The organism is Bacteroides sp. AN502(2024), assembly GCF_041227145.1.
Lineage (GTDB): Bacteria > Bacteroidota > Bacteroidia > Bacteroidales > Bacteroidaceae > Bacteroides.
Window position 1 is genome coordinate 3,261,672 of record NZ_JBGFSP010000003.1, and the last position, 25,010, is coordinate 3,286,681.

The window sequence follows — 25,010 nt, forward strand, 5'->3', positions numbered from 1 at the left end:
TTCATTCTTTTTTATTTTACTTTAATATGATCAAATCCTTCTCCATAAACTCCGATAACCGCACTTTGCGAAACAAAAGCATTCGGGTCTATGTCTTTTATCAACCGGAATATGATAGGCGATTCCCTTTTCTTTGCTAATACAAACAGCATCTTCACTTCACGTCCCGTATAGAAACCGCTCGCGTTGATTATTGTCACTCCGCGGTGTGGATATTTGTTGATGCATTTTCCTATTTCCTCATATTTATTGGATATGATAAAGAACTGCACGGACTGTCGGGCGCTATTCACTACCTGGTCGAGTACGGAACTGCAAATATATAAAGTTACGAATCCATATACCACCTTTTCCCAGTCTTTTAAGACAAAATAACTAGATGATATAATAATCATGTCACAAATTAAGACAACTCTCCCTAATGTGATGTCTCGGTATTTGTTAATAATAGCCGCGATAATATCTGTTCCACCGGTGCTTCCGTTGTACGAAAAGGCGACGCCGATACCACCGCCGCAGAAGGATGCTCCGATAACACATGCCATAAATGGTTGATCATGAAGCAGACTGATGCCTGCCGCCAACTTTTGTATGACGGATAGGAAAAAGGTCAGGGTGAATACACCGAAAATGGTTTTGATACAGAACTTCAGACCTAGAAGCTTGAGAGCCAGCAACAGCAAGAGAAAGTTGATGGTGAAATACGTGTACTGGACGGGGAAGCCGGTAGCCCAATATACAATAGAAGCAATACCTGGTACTCCTCCGGTAGTGATATCGTTAGGAAGCAGGAAAACTGTCCAACCGATACCGTATAAAATCATGCCGATGGCAATCATTACATAATCTTTAGCTTCGCGGACAATGCTTTGCTTGGAAGGTCTCGGAATAGCTGTTTTCATAAATGAGATTATGATGTTCTATAAAATGTTCAAACACGAACCTATGAATAATCCGGCTTTTTGAGGAAAGCCGGATTGCTTCACAGTGTTCGTGTAAAAAAGTACAATACTGTTTTATTATTTTACAAAAGCGTGTTGATATCCCTGCACCTTGTTCCATCCTCCGCGGGTGAAATCGGGCACTTCAACCGGAGCCGAATTATTTTCGATAGAAAGTCGGGTAAGATCGGCCATACAGCACCATTCCGCCAGGTCGTAAACGTCCATATCCAATGGCAGACCATTCCGCAAGCAGTATACCAGACGATAATCCATGATGAAGTCCATACCACCGTGTCCGCCTACCTTCTTGGCAGTCTCTTCCAGTTCGACGTGAATAGGATGTTTGTATTTATCCATCAAGGCTTTCCTGACATCGGCAGGTACGGAACCGTGTGCATTCAGGTTTTCGTGATTCGGCACATCGTCGGAGTCAACTTGTGAAGGTCTCAAGCAGTATTCTTGAATCGGATACTTGCTTGCATAACCGTCAGCACCCACAATCTGATACATACGGCTGTAAGGACGCGGAGTCATTACGTTGTGCTGGATCAACATCGTCTTGCCGTTTTCCGTACGGATCAATGTGGAAGTCTGGTCACCGTTCTGGAAGTCTTTCACCTCTTCTCCGGTCTTTTTCTTGATATAAGCCGGACCATTGACCGCTTTTGTATCCATGGCCACCAATGTTTTCATGCGGTCGCCACGGTGGATATTAAGAACCTGGCAAGCCGGGCCCATGCCGTGAGTGGCATATACATCACCACGATGCTTCCGGTTATAATCCATGCGCCAGTTGTTCCAGTATGCACCCCAGAAATCTTCCAGATTGTGGATGTACGAGCCTTCCACATGAAGCACTTCACCGAAAACACCTTGCTGTGCCATATTCAACGAAGTCAGTTCGAAGAAGTCGTATACGCAGTTTTCCAACTGCATGCAGTGCTTGCGGGTCTTTTCGGAAGTGTTGATCAATTGCCAGATCTCGTCCAATGTCATGGCGGCAGGCACTTCGATGGCCACGTGTTTGCCATGTTCCATGGCGTAAACACCCATCTGTGCATGATGCTTCCAATCGGTTGCTATATATACAAGGTCGATATCATTCCGTTCGCAAAGTTGTTTCCAGGCATCTTCCGAGCCGCTGTAAGAGGCCGCTTCGGGCAATCCTGCCTTTTTCAGGATTTCCTGCGATTTCTCCACACGTTCCGCAGAGAGGTCGCACAACGCTACGATTTTGGTTCCCGGAATGTGTGTCCAGCGTGCCACGGCACCGGGACCGCGCATTCCCAGTCCGATGAAACCCACACGTACAGTATCAATGGGGGGAACTGTGAGCTGGATAACATCTTTCTGACCGGCAGGGCGGGCGGGAGTTTCTACCTGGATAGGAGCGAATCCTTCCTGAACCTTTTGCTGAGAGGTGCAGCTTGTCTGGCAGGTTAACAAAGTCAGGCCGACAGCTGCGATTGTAAATAGTTTTTTCATCATATTTTTATGTTTTTAATAGAGGGTTATTTGTCGGTTTTCATTTTGTCGTCAAAAGTAGTAATTAATAGTCAATTCTGTGTATTCGTCACAGATATTTTTACTATAAATTCATATTTCGGGTAGAAAATGGGTTCTACTTTTCTCATGGGTTTCATCTTGTCTTCATGTGTTTAAGTCATGACGGTAATATTTTTGATATACGACATAAATACACATTGTAGAGGGTACTCCCTATGATATAACGATTTATTTAGCATTTTTTAATATTTTAGCTTGCAGCATCACTTCACTTTTCGCATGAGGTTGATAAAAGAAGAGGAAATATTGCAAAAGTCTCTCTATGATGATATAACCGTATCGTATAAATAGCTTTTGTAGTATTTCCTCTCTTTTTTAGATTAACTTACTTCTTTTCCATCGGTATGCGTTTTCCGTCCGCTTGTACGGCGTAAATGCCGCAACCTGCTATAGAGACGGTGCGCGGAACAAAGAATTCGAAAGAATTGGAGAAGTAAACCATATCACCCATAATCTTTTCCCCGTTGCTGCCGGTTTCTTGTTTCCTTACTTCAAAAGCTACCGCTTGTTCTCCGTTGCTGATACTGATTGCTTTTCCTTGCGTTGAAGCTTTTTCTGTGTAAGTCGGGGTCTTGCTTATCTGTACATTATCTTTGAATGTAGTATAGTAACCCACATCACCTACCTCCTTGAAGCGATAATCACCTTCAGAGAAGAATTCCCGCTTACGGTCTTCGATATACTGGATCGGAGCGGCTTTCGGATAGTTTTTGTTCTTGATATACTGCTTGGTTTCTGCGATCATCGATTTGCTAACCGTATATTCGAACGTGCCATACTGATCGATAGATTCACTTACAGGTTTGAAGAATCCCCATGTTTCGAAGAATTCCGTCAAGTCTTCCTGAGTGGCATCACATACAGCTTTTACAAATGCCATTTGGCGTCTGCCCGGGTCGCTTTCCGGAATATCTTTGTATGTGGTACGCATGATTTCGAATATTTTCGGCCAGATAGTCGGATTCTCTGCAGTTCCCTTACATAATTCGTAGTATAACCAAAGTTGCCAGTTCATACGCATGTGTACCTCGGTATCTTCGTTTTGGTGTGTAGAACTGCCCATGTTATACCATGCGCGTCCGTCTCCATAAACCGATTTTGCCATATAGTCCAGACCACGTCCACGTGATTTGTACTTGCCCAGACGATAGATAACGTAGTTGGAGAACAAGTTGTTGCTTGATTCCGTAGAACCCGGCCAGTTGATGGCGTATTGATGAACGTGCCCCATTTCGTGTGCCGGTCCCCATGCGTTATCTTCTGCTGCCATAACGTTGTCGTAGAGCAGAATATTTTTCAGGTAGGTATAGACGAAAGCTATGCGGTAGTCTGATGCCCACATGTAGCTTCCTTCCGGAGATATGGCAAACATGTGGTTATTGTAATATCCGTCCTGACGGTATTTTTCGACCCCACTCATTTCTTGTTCCCATTTCAGAATATTATCCCAAAGATGAATTGCGGACAAGATTTCTGTAGGAGCTGCATCCAGCATTTTGAGACGGTGGAAGTAGAACATCATCCGTTCACCGCGCACACAGAAATATTTGTGGGTTGCTTTGCTTAACAATTCCGCATATTGGGCATCCGTCTTATGCTCTTTCAGGTCGAAGAAACCATTGACAATACCACGTCCCAGTGGAATATGGATCTTGACCGGAGCCGGATGTTCTTTCAATCCTTCTCCTTGCACATTGTACATGATGAAGAGCTGTCCTTGTCCATTCATCTTCAGCATATTCACACCCTCTACCAATGAGTATTTGTCTCCGCTGACTGCTGTTTGGGCATAGTTTTGCGCATTCGGGTTTTGGTGGTCGAAGTCTTGTTTGACTCCACCCTCTTCCCATATACATTGCAGTGAGACTTGCTGTCCTTCAGGTATCGCACCGACCAAAACCATCAGCTCCTCATCCTTTTTCACATAGATACCCGTCGGGTTGTCCAAATCAGAATATTTCTTAGTCTGTATTCGGTCGGCCCAATATTTATTGTCGCTGTATGCTTCGTATTCGCGGATACGGAAATTCTTTTCCCATTCATCGTACGTATTGTTTTTAAGAGCTTTCGCTACACGTTTCAAAGTGTTGCTTGTCAACGCTTCGATAGCTTCATCCGTGACGTCGGGTTTCAACTCAGAACAAGTCAGGTCGGTGAACACATTCAGTATAGGAGCATTCATGTCACGGTAGTTGGTCTTTTCATAGAATTCCATTTCTCCGCAACTTACAAAGTTACCTAATCCACTTTGAATCGTGAATTTTACTTTATCAGCCATAATACCTTTGGTCAGAATACCGCTAATTCCGGTAATTGTACCAGAGGCACACTTGAAGTCAAAGCTTCCGACATCAACATAATTTTGTTCGTTGTCCTCTTTGCCTGCGGGTAGTACGCTGACGCTGAATTCCCCGAAGTTTCCATTTCCATTTCTCGGATAATAGATAAAGTAGTCGATCTGCTTATTGGGATCAACCGTGTATGTTATGTGGAATGGAAAGTCGGTTCCTCCCCATGGCGAATGGAAATGATATCCGTCATGTTGTGTCAGGGCAGGGTCCTTTATGCCATCGAATGTTTTTTCGATGTTCCACCCTTCGCCATTGCTTGCATCTGCAATGGCGCTGAGGATAGGAACTCTGGTATCATTCTTAAACTGAACGTCATTAATACCATATTGTGTCAGGGTAATAGTGTAGTTGACATCAACAACTTCTGATGTAACAGTGACTTTGGCGGTACGTTCGTCTGCCAATTTGCTGTCCAGGACAGATAAAATGATTTCATCCTTTTGCTGGAATGCAGTTACCCATTTTTGATTGGAATTTACAGACCACTCACTTACACGCATGTTAGTCTTTACGGGTATTGAGATGGTGGTGCTGCGGAAGTCGATTTCTTTGTTCAGTTCGCTTCCGTCAATTTCAAATTGCTTGGCTACGAGTTCTTCTTCGTCGTCTTTACAGCCTGTGTAAACGGTCATGGTAAAGAGACATAAGAAGAAAGTCAGATAATTGTATATATGTTTCATAAATAGTTATCTTTAATGGTTATTTTTAATTTGCCCATATTTTAAGTTCGGCCATACCCCAGCAACCGTTTGAAGGGCCTGTTCCGTCTACCGGTTCATTTCCTGTTTTAACGGCTATTCTCAAATATTTGAATGGCTGGGTGGAAGTAAACACTTTGGATGAGTATGTTTGGTATCCTTCACCTCGTGCCGGAACATCTGTAACATCACCTAGTTTGAACCATGTGGCAGATTCGCTGTTTGTTGTAGCTTCATCCTCATTGGAAGCCCAGAGTGATATATCTTGCGGATTGGTGCTACCATTATTCCTGGTTGTGTATTCAAACATGACGGAGCGTACCTCCTTGCCTATTCTGACATCTAATGGAGTACCATAAGTTGTATTACCGGTAACTGCCCAATACTGAGTCTCAAAAATAGTAGCATTATTATTATCAATCATATTACCATAGTCACTACTGATGTGCCAACCGTAAACGTCGAAGAAGCTGGATGTTGTCAATTCAATTCTGTCAGCTTCCGGATCCAGCGGATATTCCAATATGATATAATGCAACTTCTCACTTACAGAAATGGTTCCTATTTCTGTGATAGGTTTAAGTTTCAAAGGTACCAGATAAGTATATCCTTTGGCTAACCCGGCCCGTTTGATTCTTATCGCCGCCGCCGCTTCGTTATTACCTGCTTCGAATACAGCCTCACTCAAATTTACAATTGCCGCTTCGGGAACCATTGAGTAAGCGGTGTTATTAGCTGTGTTATACGCGTTTAATGCCTCTTCGCTTCTATCTATTTCTATTGGAGCGGTGAAATTCCACGTATTCTGTACACCTGACACCATAGCCATTTCCGCTTCAAATGCCCATTCGTCTCCTGTTACAGTGTTCAAATTAACCTGTTGACTTCCCTTCTTGAAATAAATGCCCAACTTGGTGACATTCAGTTTCAAGATCAAGTCTTTTTTGTCTTGGTTGACCTGGTCGTTCGGACTGCTGAGACGGAAAGGAATGATATACACGTAATTGGGGTTCTCGTCCTTTGTCTCGGCTATTTCCTCCAGAATCGTGGCAGGAGACAATTTCATCTTCACCAGTTTATAGGCGTCGGCAGAAGTAAGCTCGAGTGGCTCGGACTTGTAAGTATAACAAGCAGATGATAGCACCTTGTAATTATTTCCTTGGTAACGTACGTCTTTGTCAATTTCGGCTTGGGACATGATGTCTACTTTTGCCTGTGCAGTAGCCGACGGGTTACTTCCGGTTTTTACGACAGTCAGTGAATAGTCTACCTGTGATCCGTCGTCAAAGAGCTCCAAAGTCTGTTGACCATAAGTTTTCAGATAGAGAATTTTGTCATATTGCTCAGGGATCAAGTCTTCGTAGCTGTCTTCCTTACAGCCTCCGAGTGCAGTGATTGCTCCCAAGAAAAGGAATGAATATATTAATTTCTTCATATTTGTATACTTGTTTAAGATTAATATTCCGGTGCTTGAACCATCTGTGTGTTTTTATACACTTCGTTCACGAATACCGGAGCCAGATACATACGATTCTCCCATTTGAAGTCTTGTTGTACGGCAACAGGTTGATTCAACTCCTCGAAAGAAGGATTTTCCAACTTTTCTATATTAAGTCCCTTGCGTACGCCGGCAGCAAATACTTGCGGAGCGATCATCCAACGACGGGCATCATAATAACGATGACCTTCACCATACAATTCAACAAAGCGTTCGTTGCGTATCCAGTCTACCAAAGACATTCCTGATGCTTCGATTATTTCGTGTGTCAATTCCGGAATACCGGCACGGCGACGAATCACATTCAAATACTTCAATGCGTTGGTTTCATCCGGATTGTCTTTGGATGCATAACATTCTGCCAAGTTCAGATAAAGTTCCGCCAGACGGATGAGCGTAGCGGGATAATCCTTCCGGTCAAGGTTTCCGTACTGTGTCCAGTTGAGGTTCGGACGGATGAATTTCTTGCAGAGATAACCGGTTACGCAATAGTTACGTGCACTGTTGCCCGTGACGCTTTTTCCTTGCTTGGCAGGATCCTTCAGATTGATTTCCAATGGTTCGCCGTTGTTTAACTTCACAGCATACTGGTCACCGTCAAATGCAATCCACGCATAAAAACGGGGTTCGCGGTTGGAGTTAAGACGAATAACGTCACCCTTATAAGGCTCATACCAGGTATCTTCTGCTGCGAAAGTTCCCTGTTCGGCAGCGATGCGAGGTAACATTCCGTCTTTCGTATAGAATTTTTCTACCGCATTGAGGTAGGGTGATATGCCGCTATATCCATCGTTCCAGTAAGTACCATTGTTCTGTTTACTGCAATGCAGGGGCAAGCAAGCTAACAGTTGGTTGTAAGTATCCGTTCCTGCCACTCCCCAAATCATCTCCTTGTTTCCGTCAGAGTAACGGGTTGTTACGATGTAACGCATCAGCATGATACGTTTCTTGAAATCATCTGTAAATGCGTCATTGTCTACCGGCGCTTTCAATTTCTTGAAAGGTTCACCCAGCTGGTCGTTACTAATCAGGTTATCGCAGGTAGTAATACCCATTAGTGCGTTTCCACCGTCGCCTTCCGCCCATTCCAACGCATCTTTACAAGCGGTCAGTGCACGTTCCCATTTATCGGGGTCGTAAGTCTTGCTTACCAGTTCATATCCGTAGCCCGGTGTCGTATATTTCTCATTCTTCCACTCGGGGAAAGGGAATTGACCGTTCCATAACGGAGAGGCTGCATAGAGCAGTATACGAGCCTTGATAGCTTTAGCTATGGTGGAAGTGGCACGTCCCCATTCGTCTCCCACACGGGATGCCGGAAGATCTTCCGCCGCTTTGTCGAGCTTCATGCAAATCCAGTTCACTACATAGTCGAAGTGTGAACGACCGTTATATTCGTCGGACGGTGTGTCCATGTCGATATATGAGTCGGTGATGGGAATCGGTCCATAATACTCCAGCAGGCGGTAGTGATAATAAGCGATTAGGAAATTGGCTTCCGCGCTCCATTCCTTTTTTAATACGTCGGATATGCCTTGTGCGTTCTCCAGTTGCGAGAGGAACAAATGGCACTGGCCGATATAGCGGTAGAACGTACCCCATTTCCATGCAGAGGCATTACCGGGCGTTGCGAGTCCCCATGCTACCTTCTGTCCGTCGTGGCTCCATAGTGGAGGCAGGGCGTATTCATCCGTTGATGCTTCTACTCCTGTATATTGCCAAGGGAAGAACGATTTAATACCGGCATAGCAGGAATATAAGAAACCTTTTGTCGATTCCGGCGTTTTGGTGGCATCTTTCAGTCCGGCTTGTTCGGGAGGAACAACGTCCAGATAGTCACAAGATGTAAGACAGCAAGCTGCTATCGCGAGCATTCCGCCTATTTTGGTTAATGTATCTTTCAGTCTCATATATGTGAGTATAAAATTTAAAGTTGCTGTTTAGAAATTAAGTTGTACACCGACGTTGAATGTGCGTTGCAACGGGTAAGAATTGTAAGAGAGTTCCGGATCCCAGAGCTTGAACGGGCTGAAAACAGCTAAGTTGTCACCACTGAGATAGACACGACCGTATTTGAAACTGTATCCGAGCTCCAATGTTTTGAAACGCAGGAAGTTGCCGTTGCGCATCCAGTATGAACTGGCTACGTTGTTATTGGCTGTCTGCGAGCCGACCAATCCCAGACGTGGATAGGTAGCGTTCGGATTCGGGTTAGCTTCCGTCCAACGTTCGTCAGCGATGAATTGCATCACGTTATAGTCGCTTTCTCCGAACGGCGTGACACCGCTGACCATGATTTTACGCTTGGCGGAACCGTTGAAGAATACTCCGAAGTCGAACTTCTTGTAGGTGATGTTCATACCCAGACCATACTGGATACGCGGGGTTGTGCCATAAGGTGAAAGCATTACCTGGTCGTTATTGTCAATCTTGCCGTCACCGTTGATGTCACGGTATTTGATATCACCGGGTTTCACCACACTACCCAAATTCTGTTCGGGGCTGTTGTCTATTTCTTCCTGACTTTTGAACAATCCTTCTGCTACATAACCGGTGGTGCGGCTAAGCGGCTTTCCGGTAGATGTTTTCCATACGTACGGATAAATGGGCTCATCCAAATCGACATACTTGTTTTCCGTATAAGTGAAGTTTCCACGGAAGTCGATAAAGAGGTCTTTGATAATTTCCTTGTGCCAGTTGACACTTAGTTCGAATCCCCAGTTGTTGACCTTACCTTTATTGCTCCACGGTTTTGCGGTATAGTATGCCAGCGATTCCGGCCATGCTTCCCGGTTCAGCAAGATGTTGTAACGGCGTTCTTTGAAGTAGTCGGCAGTAATGGTGAGTTGGCGGAACAGTTCGAGGTCAAGACCGATGTCGAGTTTCTTCACGCGTTCCCAGCTTGCATTCTGCACGGCATAGGTAATCATTTGCGGTCCGCTCAGGGTGTAGTTCATGTCTACGCCGGTGGTGAAGCCGATATTGTTGAGATACACCTGGTCGATGTACAGGAAGTGCTGTGCTCCGGCACCCATACCGGTTTCGTCACTACCTACCAGACCGTAAGATCCTCTGATTTTCAGATTGTCGACCATGTCAGTCATGGGTTCAAAGAATTGCTCGTTGCTGATAACCCAACCCAATGAAATGGCAGGGAAGAATTCGAAGCGGCTTTTCTTGGCAAGACGTTCGGTTCCGTTATAACCGAAGTTTAATTCGACAAGGTAGCGTTGACCGTAGTCATAAGTGAAACGTCCGGAAATGCCTTGGTTGCGTTGCGGCAGTACATCACTGCGGTATTCGCGCTGCATGTACATCAACATACCTGTGATATGATGTAAACTGAACTGGCGGTCGTAGTTCAGACGGGCATCCATATAAAATGTCTGATCGGAAGATTTGCCTATTGCGGAAGTTGCCAGATAGTCGGTCCCGTTGGTGTTCAACGCTTCCATCTCGTAGTCCGTCGGGTTGGCGGGATTGTAGCTGCCTGCTTTCACCCCATAGTAATAAGGATTGATGCTACGATTGTAACTGGATGATGACCAGTTCTTCCAGTTCACCATAGCCTGTATACTCAGCCCTTTGGTGACGAAGTCCAGCTTCTGGTTGATTTTCAGAGAAGTATTTAATGTGTTCTCGTTGTTTTCCTTAAACGAACTCAGCATATAGGCGTAGGGGTTGGTACGCAAACTCGAACCTGCCCAGCGTGCATTACCGAAACGGATGTGCGTGTCTCCTTCTTGTGCGGGGAAGGTGGCGGGGAAGTATACCGGGTTGGTAGACAACATCATGGCAAACAGACTAGAGGTACTGTAGTTGGGTCCTTTCTGGTTGCGGATCTGCGCATTCATGTGCAAGTCGATTTTGGTGGTCGGAGTGACTTTGTATGAAATGTTGTTTTGGAAGTTATATCCCCAGTTGTTGATATTGTTGTCATAAGAATATACTTTCTTAGTATTCAGCAGACCGGTGTCGTGATTGGCTTGTAAACTCATATAATAAGATGCCTTACTGCCACCGCCGGAGATATTGACATTCACGCGTTGATTCATATTCATGTTTTTGAAAATCATGTCTTGCCAATCTACATCCGGATAGACATACGGATTGACATGATTCCGGGTATTATCGATAGCTTCCTGTGTATATTTGGGAGTAGCTGCCGGGTTACGAGTAGTCAGCGCTTCATTATAAAGTTCCATCCAGGTAGCACCGTCTACGAATTCCGGCATATTCATCGGCTTGTTGAAAGAATTTTCGAGAGTTACGTTGATGCGTGTCTTTTCATTCTCCTTACCTGTCTTGGTAGTGATCAGCATGACACCATTTGCACCGCGTGCACCATAAATGGCGGTTGCGGAAGCATCTTTCAGGATAGAGAAACTTTCAATGGTTTCAGCCGGAAGGTTGTTCAGGTCGGAAGTGGATATTTCCACATCGTCAAGCAGAATCAACGGAGTGGCACGTCCACCGAAAGTACTTACGCCACGGATGTAAAATTCTGAGGCTGCTCCGGGCTCACCGGATTTTGTCATTGCAATCACTCCGGAAAGTTTACCGGCAAAAGAAGAAGTCAGTGATGAACTGGGGGCTTTCAAGGTCAGTCCTTTTACACTGGTGATGGAACCTGTGACACTGACTTTTTTCTGTGTACCGGCACCTACTACCACTACTTCACTCAACAACTGGTTGTCCGATTCCATCTTTACGTTGATGACACCCAGGTCACCTACATCAACCGTTTTCTTCTTGTAGCCGATGTAGCTGAATTCCAGTTGTGCTCTCGAACCACTCACGGAGATTGTGAAATTACCATCCAAGTCGGTAATGACCCCTTCTTTCTGTCCTTTCACTACCACGGTGGCACCGATCACCGGATCGCCATTTTCAGCATCTACCACCGTTCCCGTCACGGTACGCTTCTTTTTAGGTTGCTGTTGGGTGGATTCTTCCTTGTTTACCTTTAATATGATCTCATTCCCCTTGATCATATAGGTAATTCCGCTTCCATTGAATACCTCCTTCAAAACTTCTTCAATGGAGCCTTCACAATTGAAATTTTTGTTGGTTGTGTTTTTCAAGTCTGCAGCATTGTAGAAAAATGTGTAATTACTCTTTTTCTCAATAAGCTGAATAGCTTGTTTAATAGACATAGCCTGCCCTTTTACAGAGATTACTCCTTGCGCTCCTAAAATGTTGAGCGGGTAAAAAAGCAATGGCAATACGATATACTTCAGATATCGTTTCTTGTCAAAAAAATGAATTTTTCTCATGCTTTTGCATTTTAGATTAAACATAAGTTAATTGTTAGTTTTTATAATGATTCTATTTGCATGTTTTTCATTATTCAGGTTTAGTGTGAAACAAATTTTATTGATGATATCTTCCAGCGGTTCGTCATAGCGGATACTGCCGGTAAAAGCAGACTCATGATTGATACCTTTGTCTAAAATGACATCGGAGTTGTACATTTGGTTGATAATGTTGATTAGTTCTTGCAAGGGAATATCGGTGAAGTTGTATTTCCCGTTTTCCCATTTTATGTTAGCGATTTGTTCTATTTTTGTTTCGGCATTATTAGGGTTGTATACCACTTTCTGCAAAGGTTTCATCACAGTTTTCTGTCCGGTGGATTCAACATTGAATTCTATCTTACCGTTAAACAGAGTGATTTCGTTTTTTTCAGAGTTGGTTTGTTTTACGTGGAAACACGTCCCTTTTACCTCAATGAATGCTTTATCGATATACACTTGAAAGGTACTTTTTGGATGTTTATAAACCTCAAATAATGAATTGCCGCTGAGCCATACTTTTCTATCTTTATCGAATATTTTTGCATATCTTATACTGCTTCCAGGCTCCATCCATACTTTGGTATGATCCGGCAATGTGTACATCTGGCTTTGTTGGGCAGTGATTTGAATGAATTCATCTTCAATCTTGTCTCCATTTGATTTTAACCATAGTCCGCCTATCGTTAATAAAAGAGCGAATGAAGCTGCGGCAAAATACCACCTAAGTCCCGTAAGGACTCGGCTTCTTTTTCTGTGTTCACATCTGGCTTTTATCTTTTTCCATATTTGCTCTTTTATTTCCAGATTAACATATCCGTTGCCAGATTCGTTCCATTGTTTTCTTATTTCTATATTTACCGGTTCCAAGTCAGCAAAATCTTTGCGTTGTTTGGGGGTTAGCCTGCTCGATAGCAAGCTTTTGATTAAATTTTTCTTTTCGACCTTATCCATCCTATTTTCACCTTGTGTTTTTACTTTTATATTAATAAATACACATAACTCCTTTCTAACCCCACATCAAGTTTGCAAAAAAGTGAAGAAAAAAATATCATTATTTTATAACTTGCTGAAAATGTGTGATATACAAACTTCTTTTTTTGAGGAATAATATGTTTCACTATAGTTTTTTATGAATGTCAACAAGGCTCTTTCATAAAAAATGATGGATTTTATCAATGTGATAAATTCACAGGCTATTCATTTAGACTCAATAGTCCGTTAAAAATTCGCCAGTCCAAAGCGGCTTGGGCAGTAAATAGAATGGTCTCCTGCACATCAGCCATGTGGGGACAGTGGGGACAGTGGGGACAGCCCCTCAATTTCTCACACAGGCGCGCGCGTATAATAAGGTGAGATATCCCGCTCCAGGTATAAGCCTTCATCCCGGCAACGGAAGACGGAGGATCCTCCCGTCAGATGTATTACTACATGTACGGAATCAATAAAAGCACCGCCATCACTTGCCTGAAGCGTCTCACCTGACAAGGCAAGTTGATCAGTGTAGACGGGAAAGGGTCTTACGCGCGTGCGTGCGTGTGTGTGAGTGAATCGGAAAAAGTGTCCCCACTGTCCCCGCCTTATTCACTGTAATTGTTGGGAATGACAGTCGTTTGGATTACTGCATCCGTTTTGACTGCATAAAGCATCGCTTTAGACATCGTAAAGCGATGCTTTATACACCGTAAAGCGATGCTTTATTTAAGGCTCTCCCAAGGCGTCCACAATCACTCTCACCTCCAATGGAGTGAATGAGCGGCGATTCGAATCATATCCTAAATCATATAAGCGTTGCAGAAGTCCGGGACAAAAAGAAATCCATTTCTTCATTTTTCGATAAGCGGCAATGTCAGTCAGTTCCGGTGAATAGAGTTGTGCCAGTTCCATACGGCCGTAGGCGCGGATTTTGAATTCGTTCATAATAGATAAGCTTTTGATTTTCAATTACAAATATAATAAAATATATCCAAATAACCAACGTTTTTTCATTGAATAAGTGACCGTTACTGCACACAATCAACAACAATTGTCCGCAACCGTTTACTATTGATTTTCCGGAGTTTGAGGATCGTATCTTTGTAATGTCGGAAGGGAAAAAGAGTCCCGACGACAAGATGTTTAACCCTTTAATTTACAGTTTTATGATTCGTTACAAAATTTATCAGAACCAGCAGAAGAAAGGCTTGAATGCGGGCAAGTGGTTCGCCCGTGCAGTAAGTGACGAGACGTTTGATTTGCCCAAGCTTGCCGAGCACATGTCGAAGCACAATTCACCGTATTCCGGTGGGGTCATCAAAGGAGTGCTTTCCGATATGGTAGGTTGCATCAAGGAATTGCTGCTGGACGGCAAATGTGTGAAAATCGATGATCTTGCCATCTTTGGTGTAGGTATCCGTAGTAAAGCGGCTGAAACGTTGGAAGAATTCTCGTTGGAAAGGAATATTACCGGTATGCGCCTGAAAGCCCGTGCCACTGGTAATTTGTCAACCGCCAACCTGAAACTCGACAGCCAGCTGAAGCAGCAAGCCGAATATCAGAAACCGACAACTGCCGGCGGAGATCCTAATCCGGATGACAACCCCAACCCGAAACCGGGTGGTGATGATGAATCGCCGGATCCGGCTGGCTAAAAGATTCACCACTGATCACACAGATTTTCACAGATTATGTTGAATTGGTAGTCACTAAAGCAGTCGATTGTTTATCTGCGTGAATCTGTGTAGATCTATGGTAAATCCATGGCAAAAGAAAACTATTATCAATGTCTTAAAAAAAACTTTATTGTATGAGCAAATCATCATCTCCCCGCTCCGTATGGAGTTTCATTATCAAAGTAATCATCACCGTCGCTACCGCTATCGGAGGCTTGATCGGAATACAGAGTTGCATGTAATCCTATGCGGACCATTACATTAATTATCATTCATTGCAGTGCCACCCCGGAAGGAAAGTCCCTTTCGGCGGAGGCTTGCCGACAAGATCATATCCATCATCGGGGATTCAGCGATATCGGCTATCATTTCTATATCACACGGGATGGGGAGATTCATCGGGGACGACCGCTTGAAAAGGTGGGAGCACATTGCCGAAATCACAACACTCATTCGGTTGGTGTTTGTTATGAGGGAGGACTGGATGCGAACGGGAAGCCGAAAGATACTCGTACATTGGAGCAACGGGGATCACTGCTCGCTTTACTTCGCGAATTACGGAGACAATTTCCCAAAGCACTCATTGTGGGACACCGGGACTTGAATCCGATGAAAGGGTGTCCGTGCTTTGATGCGGTGAAAGAGTATCTGTTTTAGTTAAAAAAGAGAAACAAACCGTATACTTAACCGTATGTTTCGAAAAATAGACTATCTTTGTTCCAATCGGATACACATTGTCTCGGATAAACTAAAAAAACAGAATGGGAAACTTTATCAATCCGTTTACGGATGTAGGATTTAAAAAGATATTCGGGCAGGAGATAACGAAAGACTTGTTGATCGATTTCTTAAACGGATTGCTTGTGAACGAGAAGTGTATCACCGACATAACCTTTCTGGACAAGGAATTGCTTCCTGAATACATGGGAGACAGAGGGGTTATCTATGACATTTATTGTACGACGGAAAACGGTGAACAACTGGTTGTCGAGATGCAGAACAAGCAGCAGACGAACTTCAAGGAGCGTGCCCTTTTTTACCTGTCCCACACCATTGCCCGTCAGGGAGAGCGGGGTATTTTCTGGAAGTTTGACTTGAAAGCAGTGTACGGCGTGTTTTTCTTGAACTTCAGTCTGCCCAACGGTTCCCACAAACTGCGTACGGATGTGGTATTGACCGACCGGGACACGCATGAGACATTCTCAGACAAGTTGCGCTTTATCTTTATCGAACTCCCGTCTTTCAACAAGGAGGAGTCTGAATGTGATACGGATTTTGAACGTTGGATTTATGTATTGAAGAACATGGAAACATTGAAAAGAATGCCTTTCAAGGCACGGAAATCAGTCTTCGAGAAGTTGGAAAAGATTGTCGATATCGCTTCCCTGAGCAAAGAAGAACGCATGAAATACGATGAGAGCATCAAAGTGTTTCGTGACCAACTGGTTACCATTTCGTTTGCGAAAGAGGAAGGTAAAAAAGAAGGTCTGGAGGAAGGAATAGAGAAAGGAATAAAGAAAGGCATGAAGAAAAAGAGCCTGGAAATAGCTCGTAATCTGAAGGACCTAGGTGTCCCTGTTGCCACTATTTCGCAAGCTTCCGGACTTTCCATAGACGAGATTGAAAGAATCTGATAATAAACAAACGCTCTATTACTTTCATCTTCCAAACAGATTCACCCGCTATGCCCATCCTAGGAATGGTCTGCCATTGGATATGGACGTTTACGACCTGACGGAATGGTGCTGTATGGCCGATCTTACCCGACTTTCTATCGAAAATAATTCGGCTCCGGTTGAAGTGCCCGATTTCACCCGCGGAGGATGGAACAAGGTGCAAGGATATCAACACGCTTTTGTAAAATAGAGGTGTCTGTGTGAGGATAAGGTAGACAGTTGGCGTATTTATATGGCAACATAATCGGATTGCCCCTGCCACAGTAGTGTGTGGTAGGGGTAATTTTTTATATAATGCTATACAATTAATCTTTTCTTAAAATAATATATAAGCTTATTCATTTTTTTTCTAAATTTGTATGTTTTTATATTATGACTGAAAGAGAAATTTTAATAAAAGTAAAAAACGGAGATACAGTTGCTTTCGAACGATTGTATGACTGTTATTGGTTGAAGGTTTATAACTTTGCGCAGCTTTATATACCTTCCTCTTTTGAGGTATCGGAGGTGACACAAGAGGTTTTTATTAAGGTTTGGGAATCCAGAGAGACAATTGATGAAAATAAAAATTTTGACGGTTTCCTTTTTATTATTACTCGTAATATTATTTTTAATTATTCGCGCCAGTATTTTAATGAGCTGAACTTTAAAATGACAGCTCTGAGGGGGATTGAGAATTTATACGACATGGAAGAAGAATTGGATGCGGCTGATTTGAGAGAATATATCAACTGTTTGGTTGATCAGCTACCTGTGCAACGGCGGCGTATTTTCAAGATGAGTCGCGAACAAAATCTTTCTAATAAAGAGATTGCAGAGCTGTGTGCAGTTTCTGAGAAAGCGATAGAGCGTCAGATAACTTTAGCGTTGAAGTTTATTAAAGATAATCTGCCTTTGTTTATTGTATTTATGGGATAGATGTACATTTATCATTGGGTTTCCCATGCTCCCCGAGTGAAATCGGGTATCTCCATCGGTATACTTCCATTTAATACTGATTTCTCGCTTAATTCTGTAATACACGACCATTCGGCAGCATCGTACACATCCATATCCAGTGGAAGTCCGTTGCGTAGGCAATAGATAAGACGGTAATCCATCACATAGTTCATTTCATTGGGGACTCCTTTGCGGTGTGCCTCTTCACCGATTGTTGCGCTGAAAGGATGCTTGTATCGTGCCATCATTTTTTCTAATCTTTCCCCTGTAAGTGGAGTGTCGCCATGAGGGTCCAGTGCGATGCATGGAACTGGGTATTTCTGTGCAAATCCCAGCGTGCCGCATACTGTTTGCAGACGGCTGTAAGGGCGTGGAGTGGATATATTATACTGAAGCATGATTGTTTTTCCTTTGGCTGTATGGATGAGTGTCGTATTGACATCTCCTAATTGATATTTTTGACAGGCTTCCGGTGAATATTCACCGAACATCCGACGGGCATATTCGCTCATTCCCGCCTGATGGGTAGACATGGAAACAAGGTATTCCATCCGGTCGCTACGATGAATGTCGAGAATCTGGCAGGCGGGTCCCAGACCATGGGTGGGGTAGGGGTTGCCGGTATGTTCGATGCTGTATCTTTTTCCCCAATGGTTGTGATAACCGCCTTCACTTTCTTCGGCAAAATACATCGAACGGAGGTCGTGGATGTAGGCTCCTTCTACATGCATGATCTCTCCGAATATTCCTTGGCGGGCCATACGAAGGGTAGTCAGAGCGAAAGGGTCATAACAGCAGTTCTCTAACATGATGCAGTGGCGACGGGTTTTCTCAGCGGTATCTACCAGTTGCCAGCACTCTTCCACGCTCATGGCGGCCGGAACCTCGATGGCTACGTGTTTGTTCGATTCCATGGCAAAGGTTGCCATCGGTGTATGCATCAGCCAGTCGGTGCAGATGAAAACCAAATCCAGTCCGTCCGATTCGCACATTTCCTTCCAACCGTCTGTCCCGGTATATCCAATGGCTTCGGGGCGACCGGCTTCTCTTAATTGCTGCTGGGCTTTGTGCAGGTTGCCTGCTCGTATTTCGCAAAGGGCTTTGATTTCTACACCTTCTATTTGCAGATAGCGTTGTAGGGTGAGCAATCCTCGGTTACCCAATCCTATGATTCCGATACGGACAGTAGGGATAGGGGGATGTGCTAGCCGGAGTACGTGAGTTTGCATCAGAGAATCTTTCATTATCATAGTGGTTTGAAGTAAAGCAAAAAAGAGAACCTAATTTCTCAGATTCTCTTTGTAGAGCGGAAGACGGGGCTCAAACCCGCGACCCTCAGCTTGGAAGGCTAATGCTCTATCAACTGAGCTACTTCCGCAATTTGGGGTGGGCAAAGATGGATTCGAACCACCGAAGGCGTAAGCCAGCAGATTTACAGTCTGCCCCATTTGGCCACTCTGGTATTTGCCCTTTTTGCTTTTGAGGAGGTTTATTCCTCAATTGCGGTGCAAAGATACAACTATTTATTTAAACTCCAAACAAAATCAATCATTTTTATTGCGGTAATTGCACATTCATCTCCTTTGTTACCCAGTTTGCCGCCGGCACGATCCTCTGCTTGTTCCATTGTATTCGCAGTAATTAATCCGTAAATAACTGGTATATCACCTGTTGCGTTTAATTCGGTAATTCCTTGGGTTGCTCCCATACAAACATAATCAAAATGTGGGGTATCTCCTTTAATTACGCAACCAATTGCAATAATTGCATCGAGATCGCAATTTTCCATCATTTGGTTGGCCCCAAAAGTAAGTTCGAAACTTCCTGGTACAGTTTTCACCAGAATGTTTTCGTCCTTTGCACCATGTTTTTTTAATGTATCGACTGCTCCTCTTAGTAAAGCACCGGTAATATTAAAATTCCATTCGGATACGACAATACCGAATTTCATTGCTTCTGCATTCGGAACTGAATTGAAATCATATTCAGATAAGTTATGGTAAGCTGTTGCCATAGTAAATTAAAAATTGAGGATTGATTATAAAATGAAGATTTGAGAGTATGAGGAATTAATAAGAAAGGCACGGATTTCACGGATTCCACGGTTTTAATAGATAGTCCGCTTAATCCGGTGTAATCCGTGCCTCACTTATATATAAAGGTATATTATTTTTTCATCAATTTAGCTTGTTCGATATATTTGTCGATATCCATAGCCTGATAAGATTGGAAGTATTTATCCTTGATCTTAGTGTAAGCGTTTACAGCATCGTCATATTTTCCTTGTTTTACCAGGATTTCACCGGCTTGCATCAGGAAGATCGGACTCAATGTGTTGTTGTCAGCTTTGTCCGCAGCCGATAGTAAAGTGGAGGCTGCTTTGTCTAATTGACCCAGTTGTGCATAGCAGTTACCTGTAGCACCCAAAATTGCCGGAGCAACCATTTGATCTTTTCCATTGAAGCTGTCCAGCATCTTCACAGCTTCTTCATATTTGCCCAGTTGTGCATAGCAAATACCTGCATAAGCTTTTGCCAAATTGGCTGCTTTTGTTCCGCTGTATTCATCAGCAACTTTCAGGAAACCTGTATAACCGATGCTGTCACCGTTTAAAGCCTGCTCAAAAGCATCCTTTTCAAAGTATTCCTGTCCTTTGAAAAGAGCTGCCTGTGCTTTTTCTTCACGTGGTTCAGCATAGAGGTTTTTGTACATGATAAAACCTGTTACAATAATAATCACAGCAACAACACCGCCAATGATTGCGTTTTTGTACTTGATAAGAAATGCTTCCGATTGTGTCAGTGCATCTTCTACGTTCAGATGTTCGTTCTGATTCTTTTGTTCTGCCATTTTATATGATTCTTTTTGTTATTATTCACAGTTTGATATTTCGACTCGCAAAAGTAGTTTTTTTATATCTACAAACGAAATTTAGAAGCATCTTTTTTTGCTTTACATCCGAAAACCGCGAAAATCTTGCTACTTTTGTGGACAAATTAACGTGTATACAATGATACTGAAACGAATATCCATATTAAATTATAAGAATCTGGAAGAGGTAGAACTGGAATTCTCTGCTAAGCTGAATTGTTTTTTCGGACTGAACGGAATGGGAAAGACGAATCTGCTGGATGCTGTGTATTTCTTGTCCTTTTGTAAAAGCTCCGGAAATCCGATTGATTCTCAGAATATTCGTCACGAGCAAGATTTCTTCGTTATTCAGGGATTCTATGAAGCAGAAGATGGAACTCCTGAAGAGATTTATTGTGGGATGAAACACCGTTCGAAGAAACAATTTAAGCGGAATAAGAAAGAATATAGTCGTTTTTCGGATCACATCGGTTTCCTGCCTTTGGTGATGGTTTCTCCTGCCGACTCCGGATTGATAGCCGGGGGGAGTGAGGAGCGTCGTCGGTTTATGGATGTAGTGATTTCGCAGTATGATAAAGAATATCTTGAAGCGCTGATACGGTATAATAAAGCATTGGTGCAGCGTAATACATTGTTGAAAAGTGAGTTTCCCGTGGAGGAGGAGTTGTTTCTTGTATGGGAGGAGATGATGGCCCAAGCCGGTGAGGTTGTATTCAGGAAGCGTGAATCGTTTATCCGGGAATTTATTCCTATTTTCCAATCTTTCTATTCGTTTATTTCACAGGATAAAGAGGTGGTGGGGTTATCTTATGAGTCTCATGCGCGGGATGCTTCTTTGCTGGAAGTATTGAAGCAAAGCAGGGATCGGGATAAGATGATGGGATTCTCTTTGCGTGGGATTCATAAAGATGAGTTGAATATGTTGTTGGGTGAATTCCCGATAAAGAAGGAGGGCTCACAGGGGCAGAACAAGACGTATCTGGTGGCGTTGAAATTAGCACAGTTTGATTTTTTGAAGCGTACCGGCCGGACGGTTCCTTTGTTATTGTTAGATGATATTTTTGATAAATTGGATGCTTCCCGTGTAGAGCAAATTGTGAAACTGGTGGCTGGAGACAATTTCGGGCAGATATTTATAACGGATACGAACCGAGGACATCTCGACCGTATTTTACATAAGGTTGGCAGTGATTATAAGATATTTCGTGTAGATGAGGGTATAATTCAAGAAATGGAGGCTGATGATGAAGCGCAATGATGCCGAACCAATAGGAAAACTGATTCAGCAGTTTCTTCGCCAGGAGAGTTTGGAATCTCCACTGAACGAACAGAGACTACTGGATGCCTGGCCTCAAGTCTTGGGACCGGCAGCGGCTTATACCAGCAATCTCTATATTCGTAATCAGACCTTATACGTGCATCTGACTTCCGCTGCTCTTCGTCAGGAACTGATGATGGGGCGTGAGGTTTTGGTACGCACGTTGAATCAGAGAGTCGGAGCTACCGTTATTACAAACATTATTTTTCGTTGAGGAAAGATATTTTGTCGATAACCTTTATGCCTAGTTTCCGAAGTGTTTCGGTTGCGCGGTTGTAATAAAAAGGATGTTCCAAACATTGATTGTTATGAGCGTCTATGCCGATGATAGCGGTGCAACCTTCATGGGCGGCTATTTCCCAGAAGTTCGGATGAGGAATGGTGGTAGTGCCATGAATATCATTGTACTCTTCATATCCGATATTATATTCCAACGGTAAGTTTAACCGTACTGCCGTCCGGCAGATATGTCTGCTGATTAGCTTACAATGGCGATCGAACTCGGGGTAGGAACGCATAAATAAATCCGGATGGGCAAGGTAGGCGAATAGTCCGCTTTCCATTCCTTCAATAGCACTCTCTTCATAGAGTTCGAGCATATCTACCGAATTTGTACTCCCACCGAAATAAGGGAACTTCTCATCTGTGTGAAAATAGTGATTTCCGAAGATGATATAGTCCAGCTTATATTCTTTGGTGATTTCTTTTAACCAATGTATATATTCAGGAAAGTATTCACATTCCAACCCTATTTTTATACTGATTTGATTTTTATATTTCTCTTGCAGTGAACGGAGACTCTCTATATATTCCGGCAACTCTTCGGGAAGCATCCGGATGTTGGAGATGTAATCAGTGTGGTATTTCCACGGAGTGTGGTCAGAAAAGCCTAATTCTTGATAGCCGCCTTTGATGGCACTTAAAACAAATTCTTCGTCACTCCCTGTCGCATGATGGCAGCGGGTGGTGTGGGTGTGATAATTCGTCTTCATTGATTGTTATGATTATATCCATGCGGACGTCGAATGATTCCGCCGGAACTTCTTCTACTAATTGAAATGGAAAACAGATTCCTGCTTTGTAGGCTGATGGTATGCGAGGCAGGAGGCGGTCGTAATATCCTTTTCCTCGTCCCAAACGGTTGCCTTTAACATCGAAAGCTACTCCGGGAACGATGATGAAGTCTATGGACGCATAGTCTGTGAATATTTCTCCGGTTGGCTCTGCTATGCCGTAGATACTATTGATTGACATATCTTCCGGTCCGGTGTACATCCGTAGTTCTAGATCATCGCCTACTACCACAGGAAGTAGAATCCGTTTTTCGCTACTCCATTTTTGGATAAAGGCATGTGTATCTACTTCGTCATTCAGCGAATGGTATAGTAATACTGTGTTTGCCGCCCTGAAAGCCGGATGGGCTTCAAGGGCGGTAAGTATGTTAGCTGATTGCTGCTTTCGCATCGTTGAATCCGCATGTTGGGTCTTCAATAATGTTATATGCTTGCGCAGTTCTTTTTTTCTTTCCATCTTTTTTATCCTTTGTCACTTCTTCCTCTTCTACCGCTACCGGAGCTTTTGGGAAGGCTTCTCCTTTTTCAAGTATCTCGATACCTTTAATGACTGTGGCATCTGTCTTGTTAAAGTATTGGAGGTAAGCTTCCAGTCCAAGCATATTGTAGATGATATTTCCGAAGAGGTTCTTTTCCAATAGTTTGTATGATTTTTGAATGAGGATGTTTCTTCTTTTCACTCCTTTGCTGTCGGCAAAACGGACAAACTGTTCTACCAAACCCTGATGGCGAAGATAGTTAAGTAATTCTTCCTCAGTCTCATATTGTCTTAATTTCTTCCGGTTGTTATCGGTATACTGGAATGTGAACTGGATGTTCAGCCTCCGGTTAATGACTGTTGATAGATAGGAAGTGACTCCCGTTGTATCCTGCGGTACGAATATATCCGGCATGATTCCACCACCACCATACACAACGCGCCCAAGGCTGGTATTGTAACGTTCATTCTCATTCTGCTTGATACTGTCGCGTGAGAAAAATTCTCCATGTTCATAACGGGTGTATAAATCCAGTTCGTAGTTACGGTCTTTTCCACTTTCGTATGGGCGTTGGATGCAACGTCCGGATGGGGTGTAGTATCGGGCGATTGTCAGGCGGATAGCCGATCCATCACTGAAATCGATAGGCTGTTGCACAAGTCCCTTGCCGAAAGAACGGCGTCCTATAACTGTCCCCCGGTCGTTATCTTGAATAGCTCCGGTAAAGATTTCACTGGCAGAAGCAGAACCTTCATCAATCAATACAACGAGCGGCATTTTCTGGCAGCTACCCGTACCGTTCGCAAATTCTTCGGCACGCGGATACTTACGACCTTGGGTATATACGATCAACTTACCTTCAGGTAGGAATTCATTTACCATGCGGATAGCAGCTTCCATATATCCTCCGGTATTACCGCGTAAGTCAATGATTAAACCTTTGCATTTTTTATGGTTGAGTTGTGCTAATGCATTAAGTAATTCTACATGGCTGGTACGTCCGAATTTGCTGACTTTTACGTAACCGATGTCGTCGTTCAACATATAAGCGGCGTCTACGGTATTTTGAGGAATGTCTCCGCGAGTGATATTGAAATGTAATAAGTCCTTTTCTCCTGTTCGTTTGATTCCTAATTTCACCTGCGACCCTTTCGGACCTTTCAGAGTGCGCATTGCTCGTTCGTTGGTTACTTTCTTACCGACAAACAGGCTGTCGTCTACGGTAACAATACGGTCGCCCGCCATTAATCCTATCTTTTCAGAAGGACCTCCCTGAACAACTGCATTCACATGAATGGTGTCATTCTGTATGGTAAACTGGATACCGATTCCGCTAAAACTACCTTCCAGTTCCGAGTTGATTTCTTCAAGATTTTGGGCTGGGATATAAGTTGAATGAGGGTCTAGTTCGGCCAGAATCTGCGGCATGGCTTTTTCCACTAAATCGGCCATGTTTACCGTGTCGACATATTGATCATCTACAATACGTAACAATGCGTTTAGCTTGTTGGAGGAGCCGTTGATAATACCTAAACGATTGCCGGCAAAATGTTTGGCATAAAATGTACCGATAAGAATCCCTACTACCACGCTGACTGCTATGATGACAGGCGTGAAACGTGAAGAGTTTTTTGTACTCATGTTTGGTCTTT

At 43.4% G+C, this 25,010-nt stretch carries 21 protein-coding genes, 2 tRNA genes and 1 pseudogene; 8 read left to right on the forward strand and 16 right to left on the reverse strand.

Features of this window, described 5'->3' with window-relative positions:
- Window positions 1-11: 11 nt before the first annotated feature.
- From AB9N12_RS12705 to AB9N12_RS12740, 8 genes are all read right to left on the reverse strand, one after another.
- Entirely contained in the window at window positions 12-902 is an 891-nt protein-coding gene (locus AB9N12_RS12705; protein WP_369892394.1) for a YitT family protein, read from the reverse strand.
- 117 nt (window positions 903-1,019) lie between these two features.
- The gene (locus AB9N12_RS12710; RefSeq protein ID WP_369892395.1) at window positions 1,020-2,432 is read right to left on the reverse strand and encodes a Gfo/Idh/MocA family protein; all 1,413 of its coding nucleotides are present in this window, start codon (window positions 2,430-2,432) and stop codon (window positions 1,020-1,022) included.
- A 403-nt stretch (window positions 2,433-2,835) separates the two neighbouring features.
- Window positions 2,836-5,541, reverse strand: coding sequence for a M60 family metallopeptidase (locus tag AB9N12_RS12715; protein WP_369892396.1), 2,706 nt, complete (start codon window positions 5,539-5,541; stop codon window positions 2,836-2,838).
- A 25-nt stretch (window positions 5,542-5,566) separates the two neighbouring features.
- The gene (locus AB9N12_RS12720) at window positions 5,567-6,994 is read right to left on the reverse strand and encodes a DUF1735 domain-containing protein (protein WP_369892397.1); all 1,428 of its coding nucleotides are present in this window, start codon (window positions 6,992-6,994) and stop codon (window positions 5,567-5,569) included.
- Window positions 6,995-7,014: 20 nt separating this feature from the next.
- On the reverse strand, window positions 7,015-8,967 hold the full coding sequence (locus AB9N12_RS12725; RefSeq protein ID WP_369892398.1) for a RagB/SusD family nutrient uptake outer membrane protein: 1,953 nt from the start codon (window positions 8,965-8,967) through the stop codon (window positions 7,015-7,017).
- 30 nt (window positions 8,968-8,997) lie between these two features.
- Window positions 8,998-12,333 (reverse strand): TonB-dependent receptor, encoded by a 3,336-nt coding sequence (locus tag AB9N12_RS12730; RefSeq protein WP_369892400.1) that lies wholly within the window; start codon window positions 12,331-12,333, stop codon window positions 8,998-9,000.
- A 27-nt stretch (window positions 12,334-12,360) separates the two neighbouring features.
- Window positions 12,361-13,035 (reverse strand): FecR family protein, encoded by a 675-nt coding sequence (locus AB9N12_RS12735; RefSeq protein ID WP_369892878.1) that lies wholly within the window; start codon window positions 13,033-13,035, stop codon window positions 12,361-12,363.
- 1,017 nt (window positions 13,036-14,052) lie between these two features.
- On the reverse strand, window positions 14,053-14,271 hold the full coding sequence (locus AB9N12_RS12740) for a DUF4248 domain-containing protein (protein ID WP_369892401.1): 219 nt from the start codon (window positions 14,269-14,271) through the stop codon (window positions 14,053-14,055).
- A gap of 221 nt (window positions 14,272-14,492) precedes the next feature.
- On the opposite strand from AB9N12_RS12740, the gene AB9N12_RS12745 reads away from it, so the two are divergent.
- The 6 genes and pseudogenes from AB9N12_RS12745 to AB9N12_RS12770 all read left to right on the forward strand — a co-directional run bounded on the left by AB9N12_RS12745 (window position 14,493) and on the right by AB9N12_RS12770 (window position 17,596).
- Complete coding sequence (locus AB9N12_RS12745; protein ID WP_369892402.1) at window positions 14,493-14,981, forward strand: DNA-binding protein; 489 nt, start codon at window positions 14,493-14,495, stop codon at window positions 14,979-14,981.
- 155 nt (window positions 14,982-15,136) lie between these two features.
- A complete protein-coding gene (locus AB9N12_RS12750) occupies window positions 15,137-15,244 on the forward strand; it encodes a smalltalk protein (protein WP_369892403.1) in 108 nt (35 codons plus the stop codon).
- A 4-nt stretch (window positions 15,245-15,248) separates the two neighbouring features.
- Window positions 15,249-15,659 carry an N-acetylmuramoyl-L-alanine amidase gene (locus AB9N12_RS12755; protein WP_369892404.1) on the forward strand — a complete coding sequence of 137 codons (411 nt, stop codon included), beginning with the start codon at window positions 15,249-15,251 and terminating at the stop codon, window positions 15,657-15,659.
- A 104-nt stretch (window positions 15,660-15,763) separates the two neighbouring features.
- Window positions 15,764-16,636 (forward strand): Rpn family recombination-promoting nuclease/putative transposase, encoded by an 873-nt coding sequence (locus AB9N12_RS12760; RefSeq protein WP_369892405.1) that lies wholly within the window; start codon window positions 15,764-15,766, stop codon window positions 16,634-16,636.
- A gap of 61 nt (window positions 16,637-16,697) precedes the next feature.
- Window positions 16,698-16,868 (forward strand): annotated as a pseudogene (locus tag AB9N12_RS12765) (glycosyl hydrolase); the annotation flags it as partial.
- 182 nt (window positions 16,869-17,050) lie between these two features.
- On the forward strand, window positions 17,051-17,596 hold the full coding sequence (locus tag AB9N12_RS12770; RefSeq protein ID WP_369892406.1) for an RNA polymerase sigma-70 factor: 546 nt from the start codon (window positions 17,051-17,053) through the stop codon (window positions 17,594-17,596).
- Window positions 17,597-17,607: 11 nt separating this feature from the next.
- Here the strand turns inward: AB9N12_RS12770 and AB9N12_RS12775 are convergent, their stop codons facing one another.
- The 5 genes from AB9N12_RS12775 to AB9N12_RS12795 all read right to left on the reverse strand — a co-directional run bounded on the left by AB9N12_RS12775 (window position 17,608) and on the right by AB9N12_RS12795 (window position 20,467).
- Complete coding sequence (locus AB9N12_RS12775; RefSeq protein WP_369892879.1) at window positions 17,608-18,861, reverse strand: Gfo/Idh/MocA family protein; 1,254 nt, start codon at window positions 18,859-18,861, stop codon at window positions 17,608-17,610.
- Window positions 18,862-18,922: 61 nt separating this feature from the next.
- Window positions 18,923-18,995: transfer RNA gene (locus AB9N12_RS12780), tRNA-Gly, on the reverse strand.
- A 9-nt stretch (window positions 18,996-19,004) separates the two neighbouring features.
- A tRNA-Tyr gene (locus tag AB9N12_RS12785) sits at window positions 19,005-19,087 on the reverse strand.
- 49 nt (window positions 19,088-19,136) lie between these two features.
- The gene (gene ribH, locus AB9N12_RS12790; protein ID WP_369892407.1) at window positions 19,137-19,631 is read right to left on the reverse strand and encodes a 6,7-dimethyl-8-ribityllumazine synthase; all 495 of its coding nucleotides are present in this window, start codon (window positions 19,629-19,631) and stop codon (window positions 19,137-19,139) included.
- Window positions 19,632-19,783: 152 nt separating this feature from the next.
- Window positions 19,784-20,467: a tetratricopeptide repeat protein gene (locus tag AB9N12_RS12795; RefSeq protein WP_369892408.1), complete on the reverse strand. Its 684-nt coding sequence runs from the start codon at window positions 20,465-20,467 to the stop codon at window positions 19,784-19,786.
- 160 nt (window positions 20,468-20,627) lie between these two features.
- Here AB9N12_RS12795 and AB9N12_RS12800 point away from each other — a divergent pair, with 160 nt between their 5' ends.
- Both AB9N12_RS12800 and AB9N12_RS12805 read left to right on the forward strand, forming a co-directional pair.
- Complete coding sequence (locus AB9N12_RS12800; protein ID WP_369892409.1) at window positions 20,628-21,746, forward strand: DNA replication/repair protein RecF; 1,119 nt, start codon at window positions 20,628-20,630, stop codon at window positions 21,744-21,746.
- Window positions 21,733-22,020 (forward strand): DUF721 domain-containing protein, encoded by a 288-nt coding sequence (locus AB9N12_RS12805; RefSeq protein ID WP_369892880.1) that lies wholly within the window; start codon window positions 21,733-21,735, stop codon window positions 22,018-22,020. The genes AB9N12_RS12800 and AB9N12_RS12805 overlap by 14 nt, the downstream gene beginning before the upstream one ends.
- On the opposite strand, the gene AB9N12_RS12810 is transcribed toward AB9N12_RS12805, so the two are convergent.
- From AB9N12_RS12810 to AB9N12_RS12820, 3 genes are read right to left on the reverse strand one after another with little or no spacing between them, the layout of a single operon-like run.
- The gene (locus tag AB9N12_RS12810; RefSeq protein WP_369892411.1) at window positions 22,007-22,798 is read right to left on the reverse strand and encodes a histidinol-phosphatase; all 792 of its coding nucleotides are present in this window, start codon (window positions 22,796-22,798) and stop codon (window positions 22,007-22,009) included. The two genes, AB9N12_RS12805 and AB9N12_RS12810, sit on opposite strands and share 14 nt — an antisense overlap.
- Window positions 22,743-23,270, reverse strand: a complete 528-nt coding sequence (locus AB9N12_RS12815) for a 5-formyltetrahydrofolate cyclo-ligase (RefSeq protein WP_369892881.1) — start codon at window positions 23,268-23,270, stop codon at window positions 22,743-22,745. The genes AB9N12_RS12810 and AB9N12_RS12815 overlap by 56 nt, the downstream gene beginning before the upstream one ends.
- Window positions 23,248-24,999, reverse strand: coding sequence for a S41 family peptidase (locus tag AB9N12_RS12820; protein ID WP_369892412.1), 1,752 nt, complete (start codon window positions 24,997-24,999; stop codon window positions 23,248-23,250). Before AB9N12_RS12820 ends, AB9N12_RS12815 begins: the two co-directional genes overlap by 23 nt.
- Window positions 25,000-25,010: the final 11 nt, after the last annotated feature.

Excerpts from the sequence above, each read along its gene's own strand:
- AB9N12_RS12805 (WP_369892880.1), top strand. The coding sequence starts at position 21,733 with ATGAAGCGCAATGATGCCGAACCAATAGGAAAACTGATTCAGCAGTTT.
- AB9N12_RS12750 (WP_369892403.1), top strand. The coding sequence starts at position 15,137 with ATGAGCAAATCATCATCTCCCCGCTCCGTATGGAGTTTCATTATCAAA.
- AB9N12_RS12815 (WP_369892881.1), bottom strand. The coding sequence starts at position 23,270 with ATGCGAAAGCAGCAATCAGCTAACATACTTACCGCCCTTGAAGCCCAT.
- AB9N12_RS12800 (WP_369892409.1), top strand. The coding sequence starts at position 20,628 with ATGATACTGAAACGAATATCCATATTAAATTATAAGAATCTGGAAGAG.
- AB9N12_RS12720 (WP_369892397.1), bottom strand. The coding sequence starts at position 6,994 with ATGAAGAAATTAATATATTCATTCCTTTTCTTGGGAGCAATCACTGCA.
- AB9N12_RS12740 (WP_369892401.1), bottom strand. The coding sequence starts at position 14,271 with ATGAACGAATTCAAAATCCGCGCCTACGGCCGTATGGAACTGGCACAA.
- AB9N12_RS12755 (WP_369892404.1), top strand. The coding sequence starts at position 15,249 with ATGCGGACCATTACATTAATTATCATTCATTGCAGTGCCACCCCGGAA.
- AB9N12_RS12760 (WP_369892405.1), top strand. The coding sequence starts at position 15,764 with ATGGGAAACTTTATCAATCCGTTTACGGATGTAGGATTTAAAAAGATA.
- AB9N12_RS12710 (WP_369892395.1), bottom strand. The coding sequence starts at position 2,432 with ATGATGAAAAAACTATTTACAATCGCAGCTGTCGGCCTGACTTTGTTA.
- AB9N12_RS12775 (WP_369892879.1), bottom strand. The coding sequence starts at position 18,861 with ATGAAAGATTCTCTGATGCAAACTCACGTACTCCGGCTAGCACATCCC.
- AB9N12_RS12730 (WP_369892400.1), bottom strand. The coding sequence starts at position 12,333 with ATGAGAAAAATTCATTTTTTTGACAAGAAACGATATCTGAAGTATATC.
- AB9N12_RS12795 (WP_369892408.1), bottom strand. The coding sequence starts at position 20,467 with ATGGCAGAACAAAAGAATCAGAACGAACATCTGAACGTAGAAGATGCA.
- AB9N12_RS12820 (WP_369892412.1), bottom strand. The coding sequence starts at position 24,999 with ATGAGTACAAAAAACTCTTCACGTTTCACGCCTGTCATCATAGCAGTC.
- AB9N12_RS12705 (WP_369892394.1), bottom strand. The coding sequence starts at position 902 with ATGAAAACAGCTATTCCGAGACCTTCCAAGCAAAGCATTGTCCGCGAA.
- AB9N12_RS12770 (WP_369892406.1), top strand. The coding sequence starts at position 17,051 with ATGACTGAAAGAGAAATTTTAATAAAAGTAAAAAACGGAGATACAGTT.
- AB9N12_RS12745 (WP_369892402.1), top strand. The coding sequence starts at position 14,493 with ATGATTCGTTACAAAATTTATCAGAACCAGCAGAAGAAAGGCTTGAAT.
- AB9N12_RS12810 (WP_369892411.1), bottom strand. The coding sequence starts at position 22,798 with ATGAAGACGAATTATCACACCCACACCACCCGCTGCCATCATGCGACA.
- AB9N12_RS12715 (WP_369892396.1), bottom strand. The coding sequence starts at position 5,541 with ATGAAACATATATACAATTATCTGACTTTCTTCTTATGTCTCTTTACC.
- ribH (WP_369892407.1), bottom strand. The coding sequence starts at position 19,631 with ATGGCAACAGCTTACCATAACTTATCTGAATATGATTTCAATTCAGTT.
- AB9N12_RS12725 (WP_369892398.1), bottom strand. The coding sequence starts at position 8,967 with ATGAGACTGAAAGATACATTAACCAAAATAGGCGGAATGCTCGCGATA.